This is a genomic window from Vibrio panuliri (genome assembly GCF_009938205.1).
Taxonomy (GTDB): Bacteria; Pseudomonadota; Gammaproteobacteria; order Enterobacterales; family Vibrionaceae; genus Vibrio; species Vibrio panuliri.
The window spans coordinates 2,549,597-2,568,973 of sequence record NZ_AP019654.1 but is presented as its reverse complement, the minus strand read 5'-3'; the positions used below and the strand labels follow the sequence as shown (position 1 = coordinate 2,568,973).

Genomic DNA, 19,377 nt, shown 5'->3' with positions numbered 1-19,377 from the left:
ACTCACTGCCCATGGAAAAACAGCAAATTGTCGATGCGATACTTCTCGCATTGGAGGAGAAACTCTCGATTGCGCGCTCATCGACTCAACGAGCAATCGACGCCGCAACTGATGAAGAGACCATCCCAGAACATAAGTACGATACCTTAGCGTTAGAAGCTTCTTACCTTGCTCATGGTCAAGCATTGCGAGTGCAAGAGAGCGAGAGTGAGCTTAGTTTAATGCGTCATTTTAAAGTGCGTAGTTTCGAGCAACAAGCCATCGCGGTAGGCGCTTACGTCGAACTCGAAGACGATGACGGAAAAGCGAAACACTTTTTTATCTCGCCGTGCGCGGGTGGTTTAGAAGTGGCTTGCCTTGAAAAGCGTATTTATCTCCTCACCACTCAATCACCGTTAGGTAAGTTATTGAAAGGTAAGTACGAAGGCGATGAGGTTGAGTTGAGAATTGCTGATAAATCAATTCATTATGATATCGTGACAGTTTTATAACATCCATTTTTGCCACCAATGGTATAGTAATGGTAGATACAACCAGTGATTGAGAGAAGGTCATGAAGCAAGTAGTCGCGTTATCTTTAATACTAGTCAGTGCCGGTAGTTATGCCGCTCAGTGTCGTGTTGACCTCAAAAACCAAATTTCATTAGACGGTGAGCAAGTCGAAATTACCCAAGCTGATGGTGGTAGTGCCAAGCTTGATGGCGACAACAATCTCTATATTCACGGAAAGAAGATTGCTTTGAGCGAAGAGCAACAGCAGGCACTACAAACGTATCGTGAACAGATGAATGCTTATATTCCACAAGCAAAGAAAATGGCGGATGAAAGCGTTGCGTTGGCGAATGACCTAATTGACGATGTGGCGCAGAGCTTAGATGCGCCTGATGCGTTTGATGATGTTAAACAGGCGGTAAAAGAGTTCTACGCTGACGTTGAAGCTCGCTACTACAAAGATGGCGACTTGGTTCTCCCCGCTCATAGTTTCAGTGAAATGACAGAGTCATGGGCAGAAGATTTTGCGAAAGCCAAAGAGATATTTACTACTGAATTTATGGGTAATGCCATGAGCGTGTTATCCGAAAAGATGCAGGAAGACGGTGGACTCAATCTTACCGAGTTGTCTGAAAGTATGTATGAGCTTAAAGCGCGAATTGAACAGCGAATGGCTGAACACGCCCAGCAAGCAGAGCAACAATCAGAGCAGTTCTGTGAATCGCTGGATGAAATGGCAGAACAAGAACAGGATGTACTGAAAAAAATCCCTCAGCTAAAAGATTATCAAGTGTTCACTATCTAGTGAACTTTTTCAGAAATAAGGCGCTAATCAGCGCCTTAATCGTTTATCGACCTTATATTTATCGCTTTCATTAAAGACAGATTGTTCATTTAAAGGCTGATTTATCCGAATAAATCACTGTTGCTTATTGATCGGAACTGCGAATTACTATAGTGTACTAGTCAACTAGTTTATTGATATATTGTGTGAGTGGTATGACACAAGCAACTTCTTCTAGCCGTGAACATTTCGGCTCTCGAATCGGCTTTGTATTAGCTGCCGCTGGTGCAGCTGTCGGTTTGGGCAACATTTGGGGATTTCCTACCCAAGCTGCCAGCAATGGTGGTGGTGCTTTTCTTTTAGTTTACTTAATCATGATTCTCATCGTGGCCTTTCCCATGTTGGTGGTTGAAATGGCGATCGGTCGTTATGGTCAAGCTAACCCTGTCGACAGTATGCGTTCATTGACGAATCACCCTGCTGGAAAAAATCTTGGCGGCCTTGTTGGCTGGATCGGTTTGAGTGTTCCATGTGCGGTACTGGCTTTCTACAGTATTGTCGGTGGATGGTTAATTTGTTTCTTGCTTGGTGCTGTGACCGATATTTTCGGCTTTGATACTGCCACTGCATGGTTTAAAGGATTCAGTGTAGAACGCAACCTGTTTGGTACGCTTATTTTTTATGTTCTCACCATTCTGATTGTACAAGGCGGTGTTAAGCAAGGTATTGAGAAGTGGTCAACACGTCTGATGCCAGCGCTGTTTGTGCTATTTGGACTTCTGTTTGTCTATATCATGACACAGGCTGGTGCAATGGAAGGGCTAAAACATTACCTAGTGCCAGACTTTGAAAAGGTACTCGACCGCAAACTGATCTTAGCGGCGATGGGACAAGGCTTTTTCTCACTGACTATCGGTGGTTGTTCGATGCTGATTTATGGCTCATACCTCAGTAAGAAAGAGAACCTGCCGAAAATGGCAATGAATGTCACCTTGGTTGATACTGCGGTTGCGTTTATTGCTGGCTTGGTTGTTATGCCCGCGATGTTTGTTGCGATGCAAAAAGGCGTACAAATTTATGCAGAGGATGGGTCACTGCTAAGTTCTGACACCTTAGTCTTTACTGTATTACCATTGATGTTTGATAGCTTAGGGGTACTTGGTCAGGTATTTGCAGCAATCTTCTTCTTATTGCTGACTATCGCCGCGCTCACTTCGTCGATCTCAATGCTCGAGTGTCCGGTTTCATTAGTCGGTGAGCGCCTTGGTACCAAGCGTGGGCCAACAAGCTGGGTATTAGGTGGTTTGATTGCCCTGTTTAGTGCGGTGATTGTTTTCAACTTTGCACAAATGTTTGGTTTTGTCGCGATGGTGGCGACTCAATATCTACAGCCAATGGCGGCACTGCTGTTCTGCTTGTTTGGTGGCTGGGTATGGAACCGACATTCTAAAGTGAAGGAGTTAGAGCAGGGGTACCCTGAGTTTACTCAAGGTTGGTTTGGTAAGCTATGGCCTGTTTACGTGAAGTTCGTCTGTCCAATTCTCGTAGCGACAGTAATTTGGGCTTCTTTCGGTTGATTCCACAGACAAACAAAAATGCCCGCATTAGCGGGCATTTTCTCATTCAAGCTAGCGCTTAATTTGAGGTATTGATTTGACCTGTTGTGAGCGGCTCTAAGTCGGCATCAATGATCTCTTCAATAAACTCTTCCACCAGAAGTTCTGCTTCTTCGTCATCGCCTTCAAAATAAGCCAGATGGAAAATAGCATCGCCTTCATTGACCAAAGGTAGAGTTTGCTGACCGATGACAATCCCCCCTTTGCGCGCAGTGAGTTCGATTTCACTATGGCCGAGAGGTGCGCTGATGTAAGCCAGAACTTGCCCTTTTTCTACGCGATCACCGAGTGTTACCACAGTACGCAAAATGCCATCGCTTTCTGCACGTAACCAACTGGTTGATTTTGCAATCACGGTATTTGGGATCTTCTTGCGACTGGTGCGAAGCATGCCGATCGCCTGCATTACGCGCTGAACGCCAATGAAACCGGCACTAATACAAATTGGTTCAAAGCGTAAAGCTTCGCCCGCCTCGTAAGTTAGAACAGGAATCCCTAGACGCTCAGCTTCGCTACGTAGTGACCCATCACGAAGTGGGGCATCGATCGTCACAGGCGTACCGAATGCTTGTGCGATGCGCAGTGTTTCTGGATTGCTTAAATCAGCACGGATTTGTGGCAGATTGGTACGGTGAATCGCACCCGTATGCAAATCCAAAATGTAATCACACTGTGTCGCGACCTGAGAAAAGAAGGTGTGTGCCATGCGTGAAGCAAGCGAGCCTTTTTCACTACCAGGGAAGCAACGGTTTAAGTCACGACGGTCTGGCAAGTAGCGAGACTTATGAATAAAACCAAATACGTTAACGATAGGCACAGCAATGAGCGTGCCTCTTAGTTTGCTAGCATCAATGGTATTGATCAGTTGGCGTACGATTTCTACGCCATTCAGTTCATCGCCATGGATTGCAGCATTCACCATCAATATTGGACCTGCCAATTTACCATTGATGATTTCGACTGGAATCGATAAAGGTGAATGAGTGTAAAGCTTGGCCGCTTCTAACTCGATTACCTTTCGTTCCCCCGGCGAAACGGATTCGCCGAGAAATTCAAAAGCACGATTCTTTTTAGCCTTTGCCACGAGTTTTAGTCCTTTTGCTTGCCGCGTTTTTCTCAATAAATTCGACAATCATTCCAGCAATGTCTTTACCAGTAGCGGCCTCAATACCTTCAAGACCCGGAGATGAGTTTACTTCCATGACTAATGGACCACGGTCAGAACGAAGTAGATCGACCCCAGCCACATTTAGACCCATTATTTTCGCAGCTGCCACTGCGGTGCGGCGTTCTTCTGGTGAAATTTTTACCAATGACGCACTACCGCCACGGTGAAGGTTCGAGCGGAACTCGCCATCAGCACCTTGACGTTTCATCGCAGCGATAACTTTGTCGCCGATTACGAAGCAGCGAATATCTGCACCACCTGCTTCTTTAATAAACTCTTGAACCATGATGTTCGCTTTCAAACCCATGAAAGCTTCAACCACACTTTCAGCAGCTTTGCGAGTTTCCGCAAGCACTACGCCAATCCCCTGAGTACCTTCAAGCAGTTTGATCACTACTGGTGCACCGCCGACCATCTCAAGCAGGTCTTTGACATCATCAGGTTTACTCGCGAAACCAGTAATTGGCATGCCAATCCCTTTACGAGAGAGCAACTGCATTGAACGCAGCTTATCGCGTGAACGTGTGATCGCCACAGATTCATTGACTGGATAAACACCCATCATCTCAAATTGACGCAGCACTGCTGTACCATAAAAAGTTACAGACGCGCCGATGCGAGGAATAATCGCATCATAACCAGACAGCTCTTCACCCTTAAAGTGAATCTCTGGTTTTTGAGAATTGATATTCATGTAACAGCGCAGAGCATCAACCACTTTAACTTCATGGCCTCGAACTTCACACGCTTCGATCAGACGACGAGTTGAGTACAGATTCGCGTTGCGAGACAGAATACCAATTTTCATTATTTGTTTTCCTCAAACGGGACTAAAAAAGATTCCACAGGGTCTACCTGAATACGACCGTGCATTGCAGTACGGCCTAGCAGCATACGAAACGCCATATTTTCGCGGTTATTTAGAGTAATTTCGATTGGCCAAGTGTGACCACCTAGGCTCATTTCAGTTTCGATTACATAGCGTTTTTCTTCATGGCCGCCAGAGTCACGAACGACGCGTGCGTCGACAACTTTCGCTTCACATACGACCTCTACTTCCGTGTTGTGCTGGATTGGATGTAACCAAAAGCGCACCCATTGTGTCTCTTCCTTTGAGAAGCTCTCTACTTTAAACGCGTGTAAGCAAGATGTTCTAGCGCCGGTATCAACTTTCGCGTTAATTTTATCAATACCAAGTCCTGGTAGGCTCAGTGTTTCACACCAACCTACAAGTAGTTTTTCTTTCTTCATCGCAGTCATTCAGTTATTTGTTGATACTAATATATATAAGGTCATTCTTTGCTCAATAGGCATGCGAACACCGCGAGAGCTTAGTTATAATTAGCCTGATTTATCATCAAAGCCAATAACTCATATCGCAAAACGTGCGCTTGAGAACGACTACCTATTACAGATTAGTACATGAGAGAAATAAGACACTCCAGGATGGAGTGCTCCCAACATAACAACACGGTGTTATGGCTTGAAGAAGGCAAGATGGTTTGCCCAAAGACGCTTCAAGGAGGGGGACTGTAGCAACCTGACTTATTTGTGACTAACGAAAATATGCATTCGTTACGACAAAATATTTTTATGGTTAACTATAAAAAAGCCAGCTAATGCAAGCTGGCTTTTCGGATAAGTTATACTAATGCTAAAAGCAATTATGCTTTTTCAGGGATGTTTTCAAGTAGTGCAACCATCTGCTCCCAGAATAGAGCAACGGTGCTGATCAATACTTTCTCATCAGGAGAATGAGGGAACTTGATCGTAGGACCAAATGACAACATATCCATTTGTGGGTACGGCTCTTTGAATAGACCGCACTCAAGACCGGCGTGGATCACCATGATGTTTGGTTTACGGCCATAGATGTTTTCGTACAGATCACGGAACACTTGCATGATCTCAGAATCAGCATCCGGCTTCCAGCCTGGGTAAGCGCCACTAAATTCAATACTTGCGCCAGCCAGTTCTGCCACAGAAGAAAGCGTACTTTCAACTTGATGACGACCTGAGTCGATTAGAGAGCGAATTAGGCAAAGAATGGTAAGCTTATCGCCTTCAGTTGTAACCACACCCACGTTAAGCGAAGTTTCAACCACGCCTTCAATATCATCACTCATACGGATGACGCCGTTTGGAAGGGCGTTGAGTGTCGCGATAAAACGTTGTTGTGTCGCTTGTGAAAAGACTTGTGTCGCGGCATCAGTTGCTTGATTGAAAGTGACAATGTCCGTTTCAACACGACCTAGCTCAGCGCGAAGTAGATCAGTGTAGTAGTCAAATAGTTCAGTTAGCTTGGCTTCGTTTTCTTGTGGCAAAGCGACAGTAACAAAGGCTTCGCGTGGAATCGCATTGCGTAGACTACCACCGCGGAACTCGACTAATCGTAAACCAAGCTCTTGAGCATGACCCGCTAGGAAGCGTCCCAGCAGTTTGTTTGCATTGCCACGGCCTGTGTGGATGTCACAACCAGAGTGGCCGCCTTTAAGACCTTTTAATACCAACTGACGAGTGGTGTAATCTGCAGGCGTATTTTCGCGCTCAACGTTAAGTGTCAGTTCACCGTCAACACCGCCAGCACAACCCATGTAGACTTCGCCTTCTTGCTCTGAGTCAGTGTTAAGCAAGATGTCGCCCTCTAGCCAGCCAGCTTCAAGACCGAAAGCACCTGTCATACCTGCTTCTTCATCGATAGTCAGCAGTACTTCAATTGGACCATGTTTAATATCGGTAGATGCCAGTACTGCTAGGCAAGATGCCATACCAATACCATTGTCTGCACCCAAGGTTGTGCCTTTTGCTGTAACCCATTCTCCGTCAACGTATGGTTGGATCGCATCGGCAGTAAAATCGTGCTGAGTATCTTCGTTCTTTTGCGGCACCATATCGATGTGTGCTTGAAGTACGACACCCTTCTTACTTTCCATGCCTGGCGTTGCTGGTTTCTTGATAAACACGTTGCCCGTTGGATCACGGCGAACGTCTAAACCTTGCTCCTGAGCCCAAGCGACAATGTACTGCGCTAGCGCTTCTTCATGTTTTGATGGATGAGGAATAGAACAAATTTTATCGAAGAACTGCCAAAGTGGAGCAGGTGATAACTTGCTGATTTCAGAATGGAACTCAGACACGGATGACTCCTTTATATTACTTAAGGTCAACGAGCAGTTAGTAATCGGAACTAATCGCAACATGAAACACTAAGGGTGACCTAACAAATAGAGGAACCTAGCATATCATTGTCATAACAAAGAGAGTAGAGGGGTGAGAACATTAATCATTTAGCGTTTAATAAAACAGCAAAGTTATCGCTTTCGTTATAAGCAATCGTTTTCACTTGGTGGGAAAATGCTCAGTAATAATGAAACTAAACTGTAATTTAATTACAGAAATTAATTGATATTGGTCAATAAATGAATTTTTTGTGACTTTAGGCATGTTTAAGGTTGTAATTTTTTTTTCTTTAGGGTATATTTAAACCAACTTCACGAGTTGAAGAGAAAATGCTCAAAGGATGAGTCCGATTTATCGCCTCAAGGAACCGAGAAATCAACGTTTGTAGTAATTTGCATTGATTTAAAAGGTGATAGCATGAAAGGTTTACCAAGTGCAATGTTCTGGATTAACAGCTCTGTTTATACTAGTAACTTTGTATACCCAACAAGCTTTGGCTACTAAGGTTTAGCTTGTTTTCGAACAGTTTTGTTCACCCCTATTATTGGAATTTTTTTACAGCTTGTTGTTTTAGCTGACATGATTCAACCGCCACTCACTTTGAGTGGCGTTTTTTTATCTCGCCATTTCTCCCTCCGGCTTTGATGTTTATCCGGATAAATCTGCACATTTTGCGTGATTTCATTTTTATTCGCGTATTCTGCCTGTTTTGCTGAACGCAAAGTCCCATAGTGACACTGAAAGTTTGCAACATGGAACGATTTGTCACCAATCGAGTCTGTCTGTTGTTTTTAACTTTAGTTATTGAAATATAATGTTAATTAGATGAGTTTTGGTGGGGTGGACTGCAAAGTTTGCCCTTAGCAGAACAAAAAAAATAATTAGAGTGATAATTCTATCTGGAATTTGTTATTTGATAACTTTATAATTCAGCCAATCGATTACGCAAACGTTTACTTACAAATTTTATAGGATTCGACCATGTTCGAGAAACTGTTTAAGCTCAGTGAAAACGGTACCAGTGTAAAAACAGAAATTATCGCCGGTTTAACCACCTTCCTAACCATGGCCTACATCATTTTTGTTAACCCAGCAATGTTGGCGGATGCAGGAATGGATAAAGGGGCGGTGTTTGTCGCGACCTGTCTTGCTGCTGCGATTGGCTGTTTTATTATGGGCTTTGTCGCTAACTACCCAATTGCCCTTGCTCCTGGTATGGGGTTGAATGCGTTTTTTACCTATGGTGTGGTTCTCGGTATGGGGCACACTTGGCAGGTAGCTCTAGGCGCAGTATTTATTTCGGGCATTCTTTTTATGGCTTTGAGTATCTTCAAAGTTCGTGAATGGATTATTAACTCGATACCACTTTCTCTACGTACTGGCATTTCGGCGGGTATCGGTCTTTTCCTTGCTTTTATTGGTCTGCAAAATGCGGGTATCGTTGTTGATAACCCTGCAACCTTGGTGAGTCGTGGTGACATTACTAGCCTTAAACCAGCACTCGCTGCCCTTGGTTTCTTCCTGACTATCGGCCTCGTTTATCGCGGCGTTCGCGGTGCAGTGATGATCGCGATCCTTATTATTACCGCAATCGGTATTGTGGTCGGTGATGTGCAATGGGGCGGTTTGATGTCGACACCACCAAGTATTGCACCAACATTGATGCAAATGAATATCGCTGATGTCTTTGAAGTCGGCATGATTTCGGTGGTGTTTGCTTTCCTATTTGTGGACCTGTTTGACACTGCTGGCACACTCGTTGGTGTCGCGACAAAAGCGAACCTAATTAAAGAAGATGGTAAGCTGCCTCGCTTAAGCAAAGCGCTACTGGCTGACTCAACGGCAACTTCTGTAGGTGCGGTGCTGGGTACATCAAGTACTACTTCATTTGTTGAATCGACAGCTGGTGTGGCTGCGGGCGGCCGTACTGGTCTCACTGCTGTTGTTGTCGGCGTTCTATTCCTACTGGCACTATTCTTTGCTCCGCTTGCGGGCATGATTCCAGCGTATGCGACAGCTGGCGCACTATTCTATGTTGCGATTTTAATGATGTCTGGTTTGGTGAGCGTGGATTGGCGTGACCTAACCGAAGCGGCACCGGTTGTAGTCACCTGTTTACTGATGCCTTTGACTTACTCGATCGCAGAAGGTATCGCGCTAGGCTTTATCTCGTATGCTGCAATTAAGCTATTGAGTGGTAAAGGTCGTGATGTCTCAATGAGTGTATGGGTGTTGTCTGCGATTTTTATCATCAAGTACATGCTCGCATAATGATACATCGCTAGAACGGCGAATGACTTAGAGTAATCTTCAAGCAAATTGCAAAAGCCATAGTAGGTCACACTGCTATGGCTTTTCTTTTAATTCACCATTGGTATTGTATGCCTGATTGGGTAGAATAATCGTTTGCGCCGCTTGTCCCTTTTTATTGTTCGCACTTGGCTGGTTTCTGCATGGGAGCTCTATTTGCGTATTCAAGGGACGCCGATTTTAAATTTATTAGGTTATGACAATGAGTAAAAAATTCATTATTACTTGGGACAACATGCAGAACTACTGCCGTCAACTTGCTGAAAAACAAATGCCAGCAGAACAGTGGAAAGGTATCTGGGCGGTTAGCCGTGGTGGTCTCGTTCCTGGTGCTATCCTTGCGCGTGAGCTAGGTATTCGTTACGTCGATACTATTTGTATCTCTAGCTACGATCACGATCACCAACGTGACATGAGCGTGTTAAAAGCACCAGAGGGTGACGGTGAAGGTTACCTAATCGTAGAAGACCTAGTAGATAGTGGTGATACGGCCCGTAAACTGCGTGAAATGTATCCTAAAGCAAAACTGATTGCGGTATGTGCCAAGCCTTCAGGTGCAGCACTACTGGATGATTATGTAGTCGATATTGCTCAAGACACATGGATTGAGCAACCATGGGACACTACGGTTCAGTTTGTAGAGCCAATTAATCGTAAGCAAAAATAAAGTTTGCAGATTTAGCAAAATGACCCGCAAGGGTCATTTTTTTTACCATGACTAATCGGAAAGTGATAAGCCGCTATTGCCTTCTATGCGCTGAGCTAATAGGTTTAAGGGGTTATAGATGTCAAAGCTAGGTAGCGAAATGTCAGACACAGACAATAAGAATCTTTCAGAAACCTTGTTTGTAAAACACAAACAAGCTAAGGAGACTTCAGAGCTCACTCGATACATGCCAACCAATCGAGTACTACTCGATGAGATGCGAGAGAAAAACAACAGTAGTTGGTATCGTAACTTGCATCGTTTGCAATGGAGTTGGCAAGGGATCGATCCAATTGAAATGGAAGAAGTCTTAGCGCGTATCGCAGGCTCTCCTCATTCACGTACTCATGACCAATGGTTGGATACAGTTATGGGGTATCGCAGTGGCAACTGGGCCTATGAGTGGACTAAGTTGGGTATGCTGCATCAAAAGCGTGCGAATGATTTAGCTGGCGACCGTGCTGCCGATGAGTTGTTCAACGCGTCATTGTGCTTCAGCATTGCGGGATATCCACATCTCAAGAACGATAATTTGGCTGTTCAAGCGCATACTCTGGCGGCTAAGGCTTACCAAGAGGCGACAGAAAAGAGCAGTTACATTACCAAAAAAATCGAGGTCCCGTATAAAGGTAAGAAAATCCTTGCCCATCTGCATCTTACTGCAACTGATAAGCCGCAACCTGTAGTGATGGTGAGTGCTGGTCTTGACTCTTTACAAACGGATATGTGGCGACTATTCCGAGATTACTTAGCACCAAAAGGGATCGCGATGTTGACAGTTGATATGCCTTCGATTGGGCATTCTAACCATTGGCCATTAACTGAGGATACATCGTGCCTACATAAGGCGATATTGGATCATCTGCCTTCATTACCGTGGGTGGATCACTATCGCGTGGGTTTGATTGGATTTCGTTTCGGTGGTAATGCCTTAGTTCGTTTGTCATTTATGGAGCAAACTAAAATTAAAGCGTGCGTTGCGCTCGGTGCGCCTATCCACGATATCCTTTCTTCACCGGATAAGCTCAAGCAAATGTCTAAGATGTACTTGGATCTATTGGCGACTCGATTAGGCAAAGACGTTGTCGATATCGGTAGTTTATCAGCGCAAATGCGAGCTTGGTCGCTTAAAGCGCAAGGCATTTTAGGAAGCCGAAAAACACGAGTACCAATACTGGCTTTGAGTCTGGAAGGCGACCCGGTTTCACCACATAGTGATAACCAACTTGTGGCACTTTTTAGTGATTATGGTAGAGCGAAGAAAATCAGTTCCAAAACAATTACACAAGGATATGAGCAAGCGCTCGATTTAGCGATCAAATGGCTAGAAGATGAGTTAATGAGATGACTTCTCTACTAATTTAGTGAAAAGTAATGTTAAGCCCGCAATGATGATGGGCTCTAACAAAACTAAAACTATGGAGAGTCAATATGTCAAAAGTGACAAAGATTCCGACTCATTTTCGCTTGTTAACAAGTTTAAGGGCACTTGGTCCTTATCTTCGAGATTCGCAGAGTAAAGAAGGATTCTATCTTTTTGATTGCTTAGGTGTTTGTGTCAATGACAAGAAGTCTCCGGAAGAACGTGAGTTCTGGGGATGGTGGTTGGAACTTGAGCAAGAAGCGAATCAATTTGCTGCACGTTATCGTATTGGCAAATACAACAAGCTTGGCGAATGGGTGGAAGAGTCATTACCGGATAGTGCCGTGGCTGATGTTAATCGTATTCAGAACAGCTTTCATCAATCGCTTATTGAGATGCTGAAAGAGGAATACGAAATTGAGGTCAAACTGCATAAAGAATCGGTCGAATTTGTGTAATTGGCTCTGAGAATCCTCATTGACTAGTAAAAAGGCGCTTAATGGCGCCTTTTCTGCTTGTTTAATTCCGGTTTGATTGATAAAACATCAGCTCTTGTTTTTAATTAATTCAATTTATCATGACAACGAATCAACAATGCGGAAAAGTGATGCAGCCTCAAACAGTGGTTGTAAAACTTGGTACCAGTGTACTTACTGGCGGTACGCTACAACTAAACCGTGCTCATATGGTGGAGTTGGTGCGTCAGTGTGCTGAGCTCAAAAAACTAGGCCACTCAGTGGTTATCGTATCGTCTGGGGCAATTGCCGCAGGTCGTGAGCACCTTGGTTACCCCGCACTGCCCAACTCAATGGCGAGCAAACAATTGCTTGCTGCTGTGGGTCAGAGTCAGTTGATTCAGACTTGGGAATCGCTGTTTGCCATTTATGGGATGAAAATTGGTCAGATGTTGCTAACGCGCGCTGACCTTGATGATCGTGAGCGTTTTTTAAATGCCCGTGACACCATCAATGCACTGGTAAACCACGATATTATCCCTGTCGTGAATGAAAACGATGCCGTTGCGACCAACGAAATTAAAGTGGGTGACAACGATAATTTGTCTGCACTCGTTGGTATTTTATGTGGTGCTGATAAGCTGTTGCTACTCACTGACCAAAAAGGTCTGTTTACTGCCGATCCGCGTAAAGACCCAAATGCTGAGTTAATCAAAGAAGTCAAAACCATCGACGATACATTGCGTAAAATCGCAGGTGGTAGTGGGACTAACTTAGGGACTGGCGGCATGGCAACCAAGTTGCAAGCGGCAGATATTGCTCGTCGTGCGGGTATTGAAGTAATTATTGCTGCTGGTAGCGCACCAAACGTAATCTTCGATTCTCTTAGCCAAGACCCTCAGGGAACCCGTTTCCTACCATGTGAAGAAGCATTAGAGAACCGCAAGCGTTGGATTTTAGCTGGTCCTGCTGCGTCAGGTGATGTCGTGATCGACCAAGGTGCAGTGAATGCTGTCATCACCAAAGGCAGTAGCTTGCTGGCAAAAGGCGTGCTTGATGTCAGCGGCAAGTTTTCTCGAGGCGATGTGGTGCGTATTACCAATCAAGACGGCAAATTGATTGCCCGTGGTATTTCCGCTTATTCAAGCGTTGATATGACCAAGATTTTGGGTAAACACAGTAAAGACATCCTCTCGATTTTAGGTTACGACTACGGTGCTGAAGTACTGCATCGCGATGATATGGTCGTAATACAAGAATAATTAGAATGATACCCAGCTACTTGTATACGAGGTAGTCGGCAAATAAGGTAAATCTCTACATATGCTAAGCAATGTAAAGCGAGATTCCTTTTTTGTCTTAGATTGGCTACCTCTACGTTAAGTAGAACGGGAAATAAGGAATTGACGTGAACTTAACCAATATGGGTAAAGCGGCAAAAGATGCTGCTTTCGTACTTGCGACAGCCTCGACTGCGCAGAAAAACCAAGCTCTAGCGATTATTGCTGATGAGCTTGAAGCTAATGCCGCTGATATTCTTGCAGCGAATGAAAAAGACATCGAATTGGGACGTCAAGCGGGTTTGACAGACGCACTGCTTGATCGACTACTGCTGAATGAAGAGCGCTTAACGGGCATCGCTAATGATGTGCGTAACGTAATTAGCCTCAATGATCCTGTCGGCAGTGAGATTGACAGTAAAGTGCTTGAAAACGGCATGTCGCTCTCTCGTCGCCGTGTGCCACTTGGTGTGGTCGGGGTTATCTATGAAGCTCGCCCGAATGTGACGATTGATATTGCTGCATTGTGTTTAAAAACCGGTAATGCCAGTATCCTCCGCGGCGGTAAAGAGACCTTCTTCTCTAACATGGAGTTAGTTAAGGTAATTCAAGTTGCGTTGGATAAAGCCGGTCTACCTGCTGCGTCTGTGCAGTACATTGAAAAACCAGACCGCGAATTGGTGTCGCAACTACTTAAATTGGATGATTACGTTGATATGATTATCCCTCGTGGTGGCGCTGGTCTGCATAAAATGTGTAAAGAAAACAGCACTATCCCAGTGATCATTGGTGGTTTTGGTATTAGCCACATATTTATTGATCAAACAGCCGATTTAGTGAAATCACTTGATGTGGTGGAGAACGCTAAAGTGCAGCGTCCTTCTGCGTGTAATGCTTTAGATACTCTGCTTGTCGATGAGAAAGTCGCGGCTGAGTTTCTACCTATGCTCGCAGAGCGTCTAAACGGCAAGGTGTCGTTAGTTGCTGAACCGAAAGCAAAAGCGTTGTTAGCGAATGCACAAGAGTTACGTGATGCTGGCGAAGGCGATTTCGATACTGAATGGTTGAGCTATACGCTTGGTGTCAAGGTTGTCGCCGATGTGGCAGACGCGATTGATCATATGCGTATCCACAATGCTAGCCACTCAGATGCGATTATGACGAATAGCCTTGAGAATGCAGAGCGTTTTATCAACTCAGTGGGGTCTGCGGCTGTTTACGTTAACGCATCGACCCGCTTTACTGATGGGGCGCAATTTGGCTTAGGAGCTGAAGTGGCGGTATCCACACAGAAACTTCATGCTCGTGGTCCAATGGGATTAGAAGAGCTGACTAGCTACAAGTGGGTTGGTAAGGCCAACTATTTGTCACGTAGTTAGGTTGTTGTTCGTTAAATCGTGCAACTGTCGTGGGAATTCTGCGAAATATGCAGTGAAAAGGGGCTATCTAGCCCCTTTTTCTTTTAATCAAGTTACTAATTCCGCTACACTACTGGCATTGATATGGAGGTAATATGCATTGTCCTTTTTGCTCCGAGACTGATACTAAAGTTATCGATTCTCGATTAGTGGCTGATGGCCATCAAGTGCGCCGTCGCAGACAGTGCTTGGCGTGTAGCGAGCGTTTTACAACCTTTGAAACCGCAGAGCTAGTTATGCCTCGCGTAATTAAATCCAACGGTAATCGCGAACCATTTAATGAAGATAAAATGGTGGGTGGTTTGCAACGTGCGCTTGAAAAACGCCCGGTAAGTGCTGATGCAGTCGAACTTGCTATCAGTATGATTAAGTCGAAGTTGCGTGCAACAGGCGAGAGAGAAGTACCGAGCGAAATGGTCGGTAACTTAGTGATGGAGCAACTGAAAGAGCTCGACAAAGTCGCTTATATTCGCTTTGCTTCCGTATATCGCAGCTTTGAAGATATCCGAGAGTTTGGTGAAGAAATCGCTAAGCTGGAAGATTAAATAGGAATCATGATGGCTCAATTCAGTACTCAAGATTACGCCATGATGCTGCGAGCGATCAAACTGGCACAACGTGGCATTTATACCACGGCACCTAACCCAAACGTGGGCTGCGTGATTACCAACGGTGAAGAGATCGTTGGTGAGGGTTTTCATGCTCGTGCTGGTGAACCTCATGCAGAAGTTCATGCGCTGCGTATGGCGGGTGATAAAGCTCAAGGTGCAACCGCTTACGTTACGTTGGAGCCTTGCTCACACTATGGTCGCACGCCTCCTTGCGCAGAGGGGCTGATAAAAGCCAAAGTCGCCAAAGTGATCTGCGCGATGCAAGATCCTAATCCACAAGTGGCGGGTCGCGGTATTCAGATGCTGCGTGATGCCGGTATTGAAGTTCAAGTTGGCTTACTCGAAGCCGATGCCCGCGCCCTTAATCCTGCATTTATTAAACGCATGGAAAGCGGCAATCCTTATGTCCAACTGAAGATGGCTGCGAGCCTCGATGGTCAAACGGCACTCGCCAATGGACAGAGCCAATGGATCACCTCGCCTCAAGCGCGCCAAGATGTGCAGTCTTTGCGGGCGAAATCTGGTGCTATTCTCTCCACCAGCAAAACTGTGATTGATGACAACGCTTCGCTTAATGTTCGTTGGCATGATTTACCTACATCGGTTCAAGCAATCTACCCCCAAGAGGCGCTGCGACAGCCGCTTCGCGTTATCTTAGACCGCCAAAACCAGTTGCAAGATGAGTTAAAGCTGTTCTCTGTTGAGGGTGAGGTTGTGCGTGTTGGTGAACAGGGCGACTTGGTACCACAACTTGATGCAAGTGGGCATATCGAACTGCGCCATTTATTGACGACCTTGGTGACAGAGCACAATGTTAATCACCTTTGGGTCGAAGCGGGCGCAACTTTGGCGAGTTCGTTGATCAAGCAAGGTTTGGTTGATGAACTGGTGATCTATTTAGCGCCTAAACTTATGGGAAGTGATGGTCGCGGCTTAGTTGGCGCTCTGGGGCTAACCGCTATGTATCAAGTCATTGACTTGGAAATTAAAGAACTAAAGCAAGTCGGGCCGGATATTCGTATCACTGCCACGCCAATCTATAAAGAACAATAGTTATGTTTACAGGAATAGTCGAAGCAGTTGGTACACTGACTGCTATTACGCCAAAGGGCGAAGATATTAGTGTGACGATTGAGAGCGGTAAGCTCGATATGCGTGACGTTAAACTCGGTGATAGCATTGCGACTAATGGTGTCTGTTTGACTGTTGTAGCATTCAATGAGCATAGTTACACCGCGGATCTCTCTTTAGAAACCTTAAACAAGACCGGCTTTAGTCACTATCAAGTGGGTGGCAAAGTGAATCTAGAGAAGGCGATGCTACCGACAACGCGCTTTGGTGGGCATATCGTCTCAGGGCATGTTGATGGCGTAGGTGAGATTGTCGAACGCAATATGGTAGGGCGCGCAATAGAGTTTTGGGTCGCGATGCCTGAAGAAATTTGCAAGTATGTCGCTGAAAAAGGTTCAATTACGGTCGATGGTATCAGTCTAACGGTGAATGCATTACGTAAGAATGCGTTTAAACTGACCATTGTTCCCCATACGGGTGAAGAGACAACCATCGCTGACTTTCATGTTGGTCGTAAAGTGAATTTAGAAGTCGATGTTTTGGCGCGTTATATGGAGCGTCTACTCACGAGCCAGCAATCACAAGCGCCTGAATCTCGAATTACGATGGAATTTCTACAACAAAATGGCTTTGCTTAGTCGCGAGCTGAAGAAAAATAGTCAGAAATAGGAAGTGAAGATGCCAATTAGTACGCCTCAAGAAATTATCGAAGATATTCGTTTAGGAAAAATGGTTATCCTGATGGATGACGAAGATCGTGAAAATGAAGGCGACCTTATTATGGCCGCGGAACACATCACGCCTGAAGCGATCAACTTTATGGCCACTCATGGAAGAGGCTTGATCTGTCTGACAATGACTCGAGCACGTTGTGAAAACCTCGGTTTGCCGCCAATGGTGCAAGACAATAATGCTCAATACACCACCAACTTTACCGTTTCGATTGAAGCGGCTGAAGGGGTCACGACCGGGATTTCTGCCGCTGACCGCGCACGCACTGTGCAAGCTGCCGTTGCGCCGAATGCTAAAGCTGCGGATCTAGTGCAGCCGGGACACATTTTCCCATTGGCAGCTCAAGAAGGTGGTGTCCTGACTCGAGCTGGTCACACTGAAGCTGGTTGTGACTTGGCACGTTTAGCTGGCCTTGAGCCGGCTTCGGTGATTGTCGAAATTCTTAATGACGATGGCACTATGGCCCGTCGCCCTGATTTAGAAATTTTTGCTGAAAAGCATGGTTTAAAATTGGGCACCATTGCTGATTTGATCGAGTATCGCAATAACACCGAGACAACGATTGAACGTGTGGCCGAGTGTCTGCTACCAACCGAATTTGGTGAGTTCAATTTGGTTACCTACCGCGATACCATTGATAACCAAGTGCATTATGCACTCTGCAAGCAAAGTGCAGATTCACAAGCTCCACTGGTTCGCGTGCATTTACAAGATACATTTACCGATTTATTGCGTAGCGATCGCAATGCCGAACGCAGTTGGACGCTTGATAAAGCGATGAAGCGTATTGGTCAAGATGGCGGTGTTTTGGTGATTTTAGGCAACGAAGAGCCGACTGATTTGTTGATCCACCGTGTCAAAATGTTCCAAGCTCAAGATCAAGGTACAGCACCGACCTTAGCCAAGAAACAAGGCACCTCTCGTCGTGTGGGTGTGGGTTCACAGATTTTGGCAGATCTTGGCATTCATGACATGCGTCTACTCTCTTCAACCAGTAAGCGTTACCACGCTCTGGGTGGGTTTGGATTGAATGTTGTCGAGTATGTGACAGAGTAATTACCATGATACTTTTCAAGTAGATCCGTTGTGCCGATTTCTTTGTTCTTGAATCGGCAACAACGCTCTGAATCCGCTTGATGAAGTGACTTGAGTATATATGTAAAAACCTATTAGATATTGCTCACAGTTTTGTGCTAGAATCCGGCGATTCTCACTTGATGAACATAGTTAAAGGAAGGCTTATGAAAGTGATCGAGGGTGGCTTCCCAGCGCCAAACGCAAAAATTGCTATCGTTATTTCTCGTTTCAACAGTTTTATTAACGAAAGTCTATTGTCTGGTGCAATCGATACTTTAAAGCGTCATGGGCAAGTTAGCGAAGACAACATTACTGTTGTACGCTGTCCTGGTGCCGTTGAACTACCTTTAGTTGCTCAACGAGTAGCCAAAACAGGTAAGTACGATGCGATTGTATCTCTGGGTACAGTAATTCGTGGTGGTACACCACACTTTGACTATGTTTGCAGTGAATGTAACAAAGGTCTTGCACAAGTTTCTCTGGAATACAGCCTTCCAGTAGCATTTGGTGTATTGACTGTTGATACAATTGACCAAGCAATTGAGCGCGCAGGAACCAAGGCTGGTAATAAAGGTGCAGAGGCTGCACTAAGCGCACTTGAGATGATTAACGTTCTTTCAGAAATTGATTCCTAATGGGGGCCAGTGTGAAACCAGCCGCACGTCGTAACGCACGTCGATTCGCTCTACAAGCGATCTACTCTTGGCAAATCACTAAAGAAAATGTTGCCACAATTGAAGAGCAGTTTTTATCTGGTGGTAAGTATGATGAAGAAGAGCATCACGCATCAGAGCCTGCACTAACTGCACCAGACACTGACGTTGCTTACTTCCGTGACCTTCTAACAGGTGTTGTGCTAAGTCACACAGAGCTAGATTGTAAAATTCGTCCATACACATCACGTCCAATGCAAGATTTGGATTTGATGGAGCTCGCATTGCTGCGTCTCGCTATGTATGAGATGACTCGTCGTGAAGACGTTCCTTACAAAGTGGTTATCAACGAAGCGATTGAACTTGCAAAAGTGTTCGCTGCAGAAGACAGCCACAAGTTCGTTAATGGTGTGCTAGATAAAGCCGCGCCACACGTTCGTAAGAAATAATCGATTTAAGTT

The 19,377-nt window shown here is 45.1% G+C and carries 19 protein-coding genes; 15 read left to right on the top strand and 4 right to left on the bottom strand.

Going from position 1 to position 19,377, the window contains the following annotated elements; all coding sequences use genetic code 11:
- Positions 1–11 precede the first annotated feature (11 nt).
- From GZK95_RS11700 to GZK95_RS11690, 3 genes are all read left to right on the top strand, one after another.
- Positions 12–491: a GreA/GreB family elongation factor gene (locus GZK95_RS11700; protein WP_075716411.1), complete on the top strand. Its 480-nt coding sequence runs from the start codon at positions 12–14 to the stop codon at positions 489–491.
- A gap of 62 nt (positions 492–553) precedes the next feature.
- Positions 554–1,297, top strand: coding sequence for a YggN family protein (locus GZK95_RS11695; protein WP_075716412.1), 744 nt, complete (start codon positions 554–556; stop codon positions 1,295–1,297).
- Between the two features lie 194 nt (positions 1,298–1,491).
- The gene (locus tag GZK95_RS11690) at positions 1,492–2,853 is read left to right on the top strand and encodes a sodium-dependent transporter (RefSeq protein WP_075706842.1); all 1,362 of its coding nucleotides are present in this window, start codon (positions 1,492–1,494) and stop codon (positions 2,851–2,853) included.
- Positions 2,854–2,911: 58 nt separating this feature from the next.
- Here GZK95_RS11690 and GZK95_RS11685 read toward each other — a convergent pair whose 3' ends face one another.
- The 4 genes from GZK95_RS11685 to GZK95_RS11670 all read right to left on the bottom strand — a co-directional run bounded on the left by GZK95_RS11685 (position 2,912) and on the right by GZK95_RS11670 (position 7,197).
- Entirely contained in the window at positions 2,912–3,976 is a 1,065-nt protein-coding gene (locus tag GZK95_RS11685; protein WP_075706844.1) for a succinylglutamate desuccinylase/aspartoacylase family protein, read from the bottom strand.
- Positions 3,963–4,868, bottom strand: a complete 906-nt coding sequence (gene rimK / locus GZK95_RS11680) for a 30S ribosomal protein S6--L-glutamate ligase (protein ID WP_075706846.1) — start codon at positions 4,866–4,868, stop codon at positions 3,963–3,965. The genes GZK95_RS11685 and rimK overlap by 14 nt, the downstream gene beginning before the upstream one ends.
- On the bottom strand, positions 4,868–5,311 hold the full coding sequence (locus GZK95_RS11675; protein WP_075706848.1) for an ATP-dependent zinc protease family protein: 444 nt from the start codon (positions 5,309–5,311) through the stop codon (positions 4,868–4,870). The genes rimK and GZK95_RS11675 overlap by 1 nt, the downstream gene beginning before the upstream one ends.
- 413 nt (positions 5,312–5,724) lie before the next feature.
- A complete protein-coding gene (locus GZK95_RS11670; RefSeq protein WP_075706850.1) occupies positions 5,725–7,197 on the bottom strand; it encodes an aminoacyl-histidine dipeptidase in 1,473 nt (490 codons plus the stop codon).
- A gap of 1,024 nt (positions 7,198–8,221) precedes the next feature.
- Here GZK95_RS11670 and GZK95_RS11665 point away from each other — a divergent pair.
- The 12 genes from GZK95_RS11665 to nusB all read left to right on the top strand — a co-directional run bounded on the left by GZK95_RS11665 (position 8,222) and on the right by nusB (position 19,365).
- Positions 8,222–9,511, top strand: a complete 1,290-nt coding sequence (locus GZK95_RS11665; protein WP_075706852.1) for an NCS2 family permease — start codon at positions 8,222–8,224, stop codon at positions 9,509–9,511.
- A gap of 241 nt (positions 9,512–9,752) precedes the next feature.
- Positions 9,753–10,217, top strand: a complete 465-nt coding sequence (gene gpt / locus GZK95_RS11660) for a xanthine phosphoribosyltransferase Tet(34) (RefSeq protein WP_075706854.1) — start codon at positions 9,753–9,755, stop codon at positions 10,215–10,217.
- Between the two features lie 139 nt (positions 10,218–10,356).
- Positions 10,357–11,604: an esterase FrsA gene (frsA, locus tag GZK95_RS11655; RefSeq protein WP_075706938.1), complete on the top strand. Its 1,248-nt coding sequence runs from the start codon at positions 10,357–10,359 to the stop codon at positions 11,602–11,604.
- Between the two features lie 83 nt (positions 11,605–11,687).
- Positions 11,688–12,077: a sigma factor-binding protein Crl gene (gene crl, locus GZK95_RS11650; RefSeq protein WP_075706856.1), complete on the top strand. Its 390-nt coding sequence runs from the start codon at positions 11,688–11,690 to the stop codon at positions 12,075–12,077.
- 119 nt (positions 12,078–12,196) lie between these two features.
- Positions 12,197–13,336 (top strand): glutamate 5-kinase, encoded by a 1,140-nt coding sequence (proB, locus tag GZK95_RS11645; RefSeq protein ID WP_075706858.1) that lies wholly within the window; start codon positions 12,197–12,199, stop codon positions 13,334–13,336.
- Between the two features lie 146 nt (positions 13,337–13,482).
- Complete coding sequence (locus GZK95_RS11640) at positions 13,483–14,733, top strand: glutamate-5-semialdehyde dehydrogenase (RefSeq protein WP_075706860.1); 1,251 nt, start codon at positions 13,483–13,485, stop codon at positions 14,731–14,733.
- A gap of 134 nt (positions 14,734–14,867) precedes the next feature.
- Positions 14,868–15,317, top strand: a complete 450-nt coding sequence (nrdR, locus tag GZK95_RS11635) for a transcriptional regulator NrdR (protein ID WP_075649526.1) — start codon at positions 14,868–14,870, stop codon at positions 15,315–15,317.
- 12 nt (positions 15,318–15,329) lie between these two features.
- Positions 15,330–16,436, top strand: coding sequence for a bifunctional diaminohydroxyphosphoribosylaminopyrimidine deaminase/5-amino-6-(5-phosphoribosylamino)uracil reductase RibD (gene ribD / locus GZK95_RS11630; RefSeq protein WP_075713376.1), 1,107 nt, complete (start codon positions 15,330–15,332; stop codon positions 16,434–16,436).
- 2 nt (positions 16,437–16,438) lie between these two features.
- A complete protein-coding gene (locus tag GZK95_RS11625) occupies positions 16,439–17,092 on the top strand; it encodes a riboflavin synthase (protein ID WP_075713374.1) in 654 nt (217 codons plus the stop codon).
- A gap of 40 nt (positions 17,093–17,132) precedes the next feature.
- Positions 17,133–18,242, top strand: coding sequence for a bifunctional 3,4-dihydroxy-2-butanone-4-phosphate synthase/GTP cyclohydrolase II (ribBA, locus tag GZK95_RS11620; protein ID WP_075706866.1), 1,110 nt, complete (start codon positions 17,133–17,135; stop codon positions 18,240–18,242).
- Positions 18,243–18,427: 185 nt separating this feature from the next.
- The gene (gene ribH / locus GZK95_RS11615) at positions 18,428–18,898 is read left to right on the top strand and encodes a 6,7-dimethyl-8-ribityllumazine synthase (RefSeq protein WP_005440184.1); all 471 of its coding nucleotides are present in this window, start codon (positions 18,428–18,430) and stop codon (positions 18,896–18,898) included.
- On the top strand, positions 18,898–19,365 hold the full coding sequence (gene nusB, locus GZK95_RS11610) for a transcription antitermination factor NusB (RefSeq protein WP_075706868.1): 468 nt from the start codon (positions 18,898–18,900) through the stop codon (positions 19,363–19,365). Before ribH ends, nusB begins: the two co-directional genes overlap by 1 nt.
- The last annotated feature ends 12 nt before the right edge of the window (positions 19,366–19,377 follow it).